The 7,197-nt window shown below is 66.1% G+C and carries 6 protein-coding genes; all 6 read left to right on the plus strand.

The genetic code is table 11. The features are described 5' to 3' along the window. Nucleotides 1-445 precede the first annotated feature (445 nt). The 6 genes from MLGJGCBP_RS14690 to MLGJGCBP_RS14715 all read left to right on the plus strand — a co-directional run bounded on the left by MLGJGCBP_RS14690 (nucleotide 446) and on the right by MLGJGCBP_RS14715 (nucleotide 7,067). Entirely contained in the window at nucleotides 446-1,600 is a 1,155-nt protein-coding gene (locus MLGJGCBP_RS14690; RefSeq protein ID WP_201453063.1) for an acyl-CoA dehydrogenase family protein, read from the plus strand. A 274-nt stretch (nucleotides 1,601-1,874) separates the two neighbouring features. Continuing rightward, a complete protein-coding gene (locus MLGJGCBP_RS14695) occupies nucleotides 1,875-3,038 on the plus strand; it encodes a CaiB/BaiF CoA transferase family protein (protein WP_160096469.1) in 1,164 nt (387 codons plus the stop codon). Between the two features lie 25 nt (nucleotides 3,039-3,063). Continuing rightward, the gene (locus tag MLGJGCBP_RS14700; RefSeq protein WP_236581089.1) at nucleotides 3,064-3,882 is read left to right on the plus strand and encodes an SDR family NAD(P)-dependent oxidoreductase; all 819 of its coding nucleotides are present in this window, start codon (nucleotides 3,064-3,066) and stop codon (nucleotides 3,880-3,882) included. Nucleotides 3,883-3,942: 60 nt separating this feature from the next. Then, nucleotides 3,943-5,745 carry an AMP-dependent synthetase/ligase gene (locus tag MLGJGCBP_RS14705; RefSeq protein WP_160096463.1) on the plus strand — a complete coding sequence of 601 codons (1,803 nt, stop codon included), beginning with the start codon at nucleotides 3,943-3,945 and terminating at the stop codon, nucleotides 5,743-5,745. A gap of 4 nt (nucleotides 5,746-5,749) precedes the next feature. Then, nucleotides 5,750-6,271: a MaoC/PaaZ C-terminal domain-containing protein gene (locus MLGJGCBP_RS14710; protein WP_160096465.1), complete on the plus strand. Its 522-nt coding sequence runs from the start codon at nucleotides 5,750-5,752 to the stop codon at nucleotides 6,269-6,271. A gap of 1 nt (nucleotide 6,272) precedes the next feature. Next, a complete protein-coding gene (locus MLGJGCBP_RS14715; protein WP_160096467.1) occupies nucleotides 6,273-7,067 on the plus strand; it encodes an enoyl-CoA hydratase/isomerase family protein in 795 nt (264 codons plus the stop codon). Nucleotides 7,068-7,197 lie beyond the last annotated feature (130 nt).

The raw sequence follows: 7,197 nt of genomic DNA on the forward strand, positions 1-7,197 counted from the left end.
GCCGTCACAATGCACTCCTCGACCGTCGCCTCGAAACGCATCGGCTGAAACGGCCCCCGCAACGAATTGCCCTTGGGAAGTGGGTAGCCCATATCTCTCGTCTCCCGGTGGTAAAAGTGAGCACCACGATGTCCCGTGGTGGAACACCAAGGTAGCACGACCGACGACCTTCAGTAAACGAACGTTCTCGGAAAGGTTCGTAACCTTCGACGGTCTCGGGGCACTGCTTCGTATCCCTGGCTCAGCAGCGACTTTCCATCGGATAACTCCATTCCTTGATCGGATCCGGATGGATCTGGCGCCGGACCGGAACCGGTGCTAACGTCATTAGGTAAACGAACGTTCTCGGTCGTGACGATGCGAGCGGCCCGGCCGGGCCCGAGATCGGCGACCGTGTCGCGCTGGAGCGGAGAAGGGGAGACAAGTGGCGAACGATATGCCCGCAATTAGCCTGGTTCCGTCGGAGGATGAGACCGCGCTGCGTCAGGTGGTAGCCGACGTGGCCAAGAAGTTCGACCATGACTACTTCATGGAGAAGACGCGCCAGGGACTGCCGGTCGACGAACTCTGGGACGAGCTCGCCGCCCTCGGCTTCCTGGGCGTCAGCCTGCCGGAGGAGTACGGGGGCGGTGGCGGTGGACTCTGGCAGCTGGCCATCGTCGCCGAGGAGCTGGCCGCGGCAGGATGTCCGCTCCAGTTGCTTGTCTACTCGCAGTCGATCGGTGGCAGCATCCTCGCCAAGCACGGCACGGACCAGCAGAAGGAGCGGTGGCTGCGGGGCCTCGCCACCGGAAAACTCAAGTTCTCGTTTGCGCTCACCGAGTCGGATGCGGGATCGAACTCGCAGGGGGTGTCCACCTCCGCCCGCGTCGTCGACGGCAGGTACGTGCTGTCGGGCACGAAGACGTTCATCTCCGGCGTCGAGGGTGCCGACGCGATTCTGGTCGTGGCCAGGACCGGGACGGACGAGAAGACCGGCAAGGGGCAACTGTCGCTCTTCATCGTCGACAGCGACGCGCCCGGGCTCACGCGGCAGCTGGTTCCGACAGCCCTGCAGGCGCCGGACAAGCAGTGGACGTTGTTCTTCGACGACGTGACGCTCGAGGCCGACCGGCTGGTCGGCGAGCTGCACCGGGGATTCCGGGCCGTGTTCGACGGTCTCAACCCCGAGCGCGTGCTCGGTGCGGCGTTCTGCGTGGGGATCGGCCGCTACGCACTGGACAAGGCTGCCCGGTACGTCAACGAGCGTGAGGTGTGGGGTGTGCCGATCGGCACACATCAGGGCGTCGCGCACCCGTTGGCGGCGGCGAAGGTCGAGTTGGAGTCGGCCCGCTTGATGATGGAGAAGGCTGCCCGGCTCTACGACGCCGGATTGTCGGCGGGGGAGACCGCGAACATGGCGAAATACCTCGCCGGCGAGGCCGGCGTCCACTGCCTCGACAGCGCCATTCAGGTGCACGGCGGAAACGGCTTCGCGCTGGAGTACGGATTGACCGACATGTGGTGGCTGGCGCGTCTGATCCAGGTGGCTCCCGTGTCCCGGGAGATGGTCCTGAACTTCGTCGCCGAGCACTCGCTGGGACTCCCGAAGTCGTACTGACAACGGTCTTTCCAAGTGATTGCGGCGATCGCACCCGGCCGTGGTTCCGGTGAAACAGATCACAGAAATTGCTTGACTGAGGGATATGAGCAAAGTACTCTCAAAATTAATCCCGAACCCCCGGCACGCTTGATCGAGCGGGTTCGACGTTCTGCCGACCGGCATTTCGTGAGAACTTCGGAACATGCAGAAACGGAGAATTCGTGCTCCCATCTGCTTCGGTGAGCAAGGCCGCCCCCGATTCCCAGCTGTCGAAGACTGGAGTGACGTGAAGATGGACAACAGCGGAGTACGCCCACGAGGCCCACTGGCGGGCCTGCGAGTGGTCGAGCTCGCAGGGATCGGCCCGGCGCCCTTCGGCGCGATGCTCCTGGCCGACTTGGGCGCCGAGGTGCTCCGGGTGCAGCGCCCGCGGAAGACGAAGGCGGGGCCTGTCGACCCGCCGCCGCTCGACTTGATCGAGCGGAACAGGACCGTGTGGGAACTCGACCTCAAGGACCCGGCGGCCCGCGCCGACCTGATCGCGGTCATCGAGCGGGCCGACGTCGTGATCGAGGGCTTCCGCCCGGGGGCCATGGAGCGTCTCGGCCTCGGTCCGGAAGAGATGCGGGAGCGCAACCCGAAGCTTGTCTACGGGCGGATGACGGGATGGGGCCAGGACGGTCCGCTCGCCCAGACCGCGGGGCACGACATCAACTACATCGGTTTGACCGGAGCCCTCGACATGATCGGGGAGTCCGGATCGGCCCCGCTTCCGCCGCTGAATTACGTAGGCGACTACGGCGGTGGCGGCATGCTCCTGGCCATGGGACTGCTTGCGGCCGTATGGGAGGCATCCGGATCGGGAGTGGGTCAGGTCGTCGACGCGGCGATGGTGGACGGGGCGACCGTCCTGTCCACGCTCTACTTCAGCCTGAGCAATGCCGGACGGTGGCGCGCCGAGCGTGGCAGCAACTTGCTCGACGGTGGGGCACCGTTCTACCGCACGTACCAGACGGCCGACGGCAAGTACATGGCACTCGGGGCACTCGAGCAACCCTTCTACGAGGAGTTCGCCGCACGGGCCGGCATCGAGAGCATGGGCGAGGCGGAGCGTCTCGACCCCGTGAACTGGAACGCCCTCGCCGGCGAATTGTCGGCGCTCTTCCTGACCCGGACGCGTCAGGAGTGGACGGAGCTGTTCCAGGACACGAACGCCTGCTGCACTCCCGTGCTGGGCCTCTCGGAGGCCGCCGAGCACGAGCACATCAAGGCCCGGTCGACGATCCTCTCGGTTGCCGGTGTGGTACAACCGGCGCCGGCGCCGCGGTTCGGCAAGACACCGTCCGGCACGCCGTCGAGTCCGGCACGGCACGGCGACTGGCGAGAGCTGACCGCGTCGTGGGGTGCCCCGATCGGCAGCACGGACCGGCACGCGACGCAGCCGGCCACCATCTGACCAGAAGGAGCTCTCCCTCGTGGGAATGTTGAAGAACCAGGCAGTCGTGATCACCGGTGCGGGAGGGGGACTCGGCCGGAGCTATGCCCTCGCGGCGGCTGCCGCGGGTGCGGCCGTGGTGGTCAACGACATCGACCGGGACGGCGCGCAGAGCGTTGTCGCCGAGATCCGCGCGTCCGGAGGCAGGGCCGAACCGTACGTCGGATCGATCGCGAACTGGGACGAGGCGGCGGCGCTCGTCGGGCATTGTGTCGAGTGCTTCGGCACGATCGACGCGCTGGTCAACAACGCCGCGATCATGCACATGGGCGACGTGCTCGACGATACCGAAGCCGACTATCGCGCGCTGGTCGAGACGAACCTTCTGGGCTCGGCGTTCGTGGGGCTCCACGCCGCGCGGGCCATGGTCGGGTCGGGCGGCGGCCGGATCGTCAACGTCACCTCGACCGCGCATCTCGGTCGATCCGGCACGAGCGCGTATGCGGCGACGAAGGGCGCGGTGTCGTCCCTCACGTACGGATGGGCCGTGGATCTGCAGGGCCACGGGATCAAGGTCAATGCGATCGCGCCGAGCGCACGGACCCCGATGCTGGAGTCCAATCCCATTGCGGGGATCGACTATTCGACACTTCCGTCGCCCGACGAGATCGCACCGCTGGCGGTCTACCTGATGAGCGACCGCGTCGCGTTCACCGGTCGCGTGCTGCGCCTCGAGAAGCGTGATCTCAAGGTGATGAACCTGCCCAGCTTCCCCGAGCGCGGTGTCGGTCGCGATACGTGGACGGCCGAGGACGTGGCCGCGGCACTCGAGGAGCACCTGGGTGAGCGCGCCACCGCGGTCTGACAAACCGTACCTCTTTCATTTCGAGCCAACCGATTTCGGGTTTTGCTGAAAGGACCAGCCATGACCATGCAGGAGGACCGACCGAAGGCCCTCTACGCGAGCACACTGCCCGAGGCATTTCAGCTCACGCTTCGGGAGCGCCCTGACGAGGTCGCGTTCCACGCGACCGACGAGATCCCCGCCATGACCTGGGCGCAGTACGCCGAACAGGTGCGAACGGCGGCGGCGGTGCTAGCGGGTCTGGGGTTGCGCCGCGGCGACACCATCGCGTTGCTCTTCACCTCGAGGCGAGAATTCCACTTCGTCGACTCGGCGGCCCTCCACCTGGGAATCACCAGCTTCTCGCTCTACAACAGTGCCTCTCTCGAAGCCATGCGCTTCGTGCTGAACAACTCTGGTACCCGGGCGGTGTTCACGGAGGCGGCGTTCGCGGAGCGCGCGGCCGAACTGAGTGCCTTCGTCGACAGGGTTGTCGTCATGTCCTCGGAGCCGCACTCCCTGACCGACTGGGACACCCTGGCGGGCGAGACCGACGCCGGTTTCGATCTGGAGGCGGTCGCAGCCGGCGTCTCGCCCGACGACGTCGCCACCCTGGTGTACACGGCCGGCACGACAGGTGACCCCAAGGGCGTTGAACTGACCCACGCGAACATCACGTTCGCCATGCGGACCTTCGTCGAACGGATGGAGATCCCGCAGGGAGCCAACCAGCTGTCGTTCCTGCCGATGGCGCACGCGATGGCGAGAATGATGGACCACTACGTCGCGATGATGCTGGGATTCAGCGTCAGCATCTGCGCCGACCCGGCCCGGATTCTCGCCGACCTGAAAGACGTGCGTCCGAGTTTCTTCGCATCCACACCGCGAGTCTGGGAGAAGCTGCGCGCCGACATCGACAATTCGGTCGCGGGTGAGGTGGACGTGGAGCGCAGGAATGAGATCACGCGCGTCATCGAGTTGGGGATCGAACGGGTCCGCGCGGAGCAGAAAGCGTTCGCGGCCGGCCTCGATCGCCCCGACTTCGACTTCACGGCAGATGAAGCGGAATTGCTCCGGAATCTCAGAAGGCAGGTCGGGCTCGATCGGATCTCGGCGTCGATCGTCGGCGGCGCGCCGGTCGACTCGGAGATGGTCGAGTTCTTCCACGCCCTCGGTGTCCCGATGGGGGAGGCGTTCGGCATGACCGAGTCGTCGGCGGTCTGCACGGCCAACCCGCCCTCCCGGGTCCGGTTCGGCACGGTCGGCCCCGCGCTGGACGGGGTGACCGTCCGGCTCGCGCAGGACGGCGAGCTTCTTCTCAAGGGCCCGAACGTGATGCGCGGCTACCGCGGCATGCCCGAACGCACCGCGGAGGCGATCGACCGGGACGGTTGGCTGCACACCGGTGATGTCGCACGGGTCGACGGCGACGGCTATCTCCGCATCGTCGACCGCAAGAAGGACATCATCATCAACTCGGCAGGCAAGAACATGTCGCCGACGCTGATCCAGGGTGCGCTCGCGCGGGCCACCAGTCTCGTCAACCACGTCGTGGTGGTGGGAGACCGGCGCCCGTACAACGTCGCGCTCCTGGTGCTCGACGCGAACGAGGTGCTTCGGTTCGCCCGGGCGAACGGCGTCGCGGCGGACGAGGGGTCCGAACTACTGGACCACCCGATCGTCAAGGCCGAGCTGGACGATGCGGTGGCACGGGCGAATTCCGGCCTGTCCCGGCCCGAGCAGATCAAGAGTTACCGCGTCCTCGAGGGCGACTGGGTGCCGGGTCGGGACGAGCTCACGCCGACGATGAAGCTCAAGCGGGCATCCATCATGAACAAGTACGCCGCGATCATCGACGAAATGTACGAGACGGCGAAACGCTGAGTCGATGCAGAGCACAGGACGACACATTGCGCGACCGACTGTCGCGGAGAGTGCCACGGTCTATGCCGACGATTTCACAGCGGGGCAGCGTATTCCGCTGGGATGCCGGTTCGTCAGCGAAGAGGAGATCGTCGAGTTCGCGCGCAAATGGGATCCGTTCCCATTCCATCTGGACCGCGATGCGGCGGCGAAGTCCGAGTTCGGTGGTTTGGTGGCCAGCGGGTTGCACGTGCTGGCCATCCTTCAGGTTCTCGAGTTCGAGGCCGTGCTCCATCGGACGGCGATGGTCGCGGGCCTCGGTTTCGACGAGATGAGGCTGCACGCTCCCGCGTACGCGGGGGACACGTTGACCGGCAGCATGGTGATCCGCACGGTGCGCCTGCGCGCCGACGGACGCGCCGTCGTCACGTGGCAGGGACTGCTCGATCGAGGCGACACACGGGTGCTGTCCATGGAAGGGGCCGCGATGATCCGGCAGCGGCCGACGTTCCCCGAAGTCCCGGACGACGCAGGAAGATCGGAGTGAAATGAGTGTGAGCGTTGTGGACGGTGTCTCCGACTCGATCGTGGTGGAGCAGTCCGACGGGATCTGCGTCGTGCGCCTCAACCGGCCACGGGTCGGCAATGCGATCAGCGCCGAGATGTTCGAACGGCTCGGAGATGTGTTCGGGGAGATCGACGCCGATGACCGCATCCGCGTCGCCGTCCTGACGGGTACCGGAGATCGCGCATTCTGTGCGGGCGCCGACCTCGAGGAGTTCATTCCCACGTTGACCGGCGGCAACCTGGGCGCGGTGATCCCCGATCCGAGCAAACGAATCTTCTCCGACGTCTACACCCCGATCATCGCCGCGGTCAACGGGGCCTGCGTCGCGGGCGGCATGGAGCTGCTGCTGGGAACGGATATTCGTCTTGCCGCCGAGCACGCGACGTTCGCGACTCCCGAGACACGGCTCGCGCTGGTCGGCGCGGGCGGCACCGTGTCGCGGCTCGCGCGCCAGGTGCCGTGGGCCGTCGCCATGGAGATGCTCCTTACGGGGGCTCCCATCGACGCCCACCGGGCGCGCGAGGTGGGACTGGTGAACCGTGTCGTTCCGGCTGCCGATCTGCAGGACGAGGCGTTGCGGCTCGCTGAGGGCATCTGCGCGGCCGGACCGTTGGCGACACGCGCGACGAAGGAGATCGTCGTCAAGGGGGCCGCGATGGAAACGCCGTTCGGCATCGAGGCCGAACTCGCCGGGCGGGTCTTCGGCACCGAGGACGCGGTCGAGGGACCGCGATCGTTCGTCGAGCGGCGTGCTCCACGCTTCGAGGGGAGATAGGACTCCGCACCGCGCATTCTCTGCGATCAATGGTTTTCCCGAATTCCATAGTCAAGAACAGGATGTGACATGAATCAATCATCAGCCGGTCACTCGACGAAGGATTTCATGGAGGAGGTGACGAAGGCAT

It is taken from the genome of Rhodococcus sp. T7 (assembly GCF_009872365.1).
In the GTDB taxonomy this organism is placed as follows: Bacteria; Actinomycetota; Actinomycetes; order Mycobacteriales; family Mycobacteriaceae; genus Rhodococcus_F.

Excerpts from the sequence above, each read along its gene's own strand:
- MLGJGCBP_RS14705 (WP_160096463.1), top strand. The coding sequence starts at position 3,943 with ATGACCATGCAGGAGGACCGACCGAAGGCCCTCTACGCGAGCACACTG.
- MLGJGCBP_RS14700 (WP_236581089.1), top strand. The coding sequence starts at position 3,064 with ATGTTGAAGAACCAGGCAGTCGTGATCACCGGTGCGGGAGGGGGACTC.
- MLGJGCBP_RS14695 (WP_160096469.1), top strand. The coding sequence starts at position 1,875 with ATGGACAACAGCGGAGTACGCCCACGAGGCCCACTGGCGGGCCTGCGA.
- MLGJGCBP_RS14715 (WP_160096467.1), top strand. The coding sequence starts at position 6,273 with ATGAGTGTGAGCGTTGTGGACGGTGTCTCCGACTCGATCGTGGTGGAG.
- MLGJGCBP_RS14710 (WP_160096465.1), top strand. The coding sequence starts at position 5,750 with ATGCAGAGCACAGGACGACACATTGCGCGACCGACTGTCGCGGAGAGT.